The 1,058-nt window shown below is 76.2% G+C and carries 2 protein-coding genes; both read right to left on the reverse strand.

The window, feature by feature from the left end; translation table 11 throughout:
* A partial coding sequence (locus tag AC1DY2_RS20050; RefSeq protein ID WP_476764014.1) for an alcohol dehydrogenase catalytic domain-containing protein occupies positions 1 to 338 on the reverse strand: 338 nt, incomplete at its 3' end.
* On the reverse strand, positions 335 to 1,058 hold a 724-nt coding region (locus AC1DY2_RS20055; protein WP_476764015.1), incomplete at its 5' end, for a zinc-binding dehydrogenase. The genes AC1DY2_RS20050 and AC1DY2_RS20055, both read right to left, overlap by 4 nt.

Raw genomic sequence — 1,058 nt, forward strand, 5'->3', positions numbered from 1 at the left:
GCCACGAACCGCTCGGGCACCGCCACGAGCTCGGCGAAACCGCCCTGGTCGGCCTCGGCGAACACCGCGTCGCCGACCCGGACCCGGGTGACCCCCGGGCCGACGGCCTCGACGACGCCCGCGACATCCCGCCCGATCACCGGATGCTTCGGGCGCCCGAGCCCGAACGCGAGGCGGCCCACGCGCGGCTCGCCGTGCAGCACGAGCACGTCGCCCATGCTCACGGCGACCGCCTCGACGCGGATGAGCACCTCGTCCGCTTCCGGGCTCGGGGCGTCGACCTCGGCGAGCGCGAGCACCTCGGGCCCGCCGTACCGGGAGCGCACGACGGCCCTCATGCGCGCGCCTCGGCGCCGGCCGGCACGAGCCGGAGCACCACGCTGCCGCCCTTGTGGCCGGAGTCGACGAGTCGGTACCCCTCGGCGACCTGCTCGAGGGCCACCTCGCGCTCGATCGGCGGGCGGAGCGCTCCGGCCGCCAGCAGGGCCGCGAGCTGCCCGAGGTCGGGCGCCTTGTCGGCGTCCTTCCGGAGGCCGGTGAAGAGGATGACGGCACGCCGCCGGCCGAGCCGGGAGGTGAGCTGCTGGACCAGGATCGCGAAGGAGGGCCCCGTGGTGAGGTAGGTTGCTCCGGGCCGCAGCGCACGTCGTGCGCGCCGGAACGTCGAGGCGGCCACGGCGTCGAACACGACGTCGTACGTCTCCGGCCCGGTGAGCGCGTCCTCCCTGCTGCGATCGACGACGCGATCCGCGCCGAGGGACGCGACGAGGTCGACGTGCGCCGGCCCGCAGACCGCGGTGACGTGGGCTCCGAGGTGCTTCGCGAGCTGCACGGCCGCGGCCCCCACGCTCCCCGACGCCCCGATCACGAGCACGCGCTGCCCGGGCCGGAGGTGTGCGCCGTCACGGAGGAACGGCAGGGCGGTGAGGGCGCCGTCACRGGCCGCCGCGGCATCCGTCATCGAGACCGCTGCGGGCAGCGGCGCGATCGCACCCGATGCGGCGATGACGACGAGCTCGCCGTGCGCGCCCACGCTCGCACCGGTGGCACCGAACACC

The organism is Agromyces sp. P1_H4, from assembly GCF_056405255.1.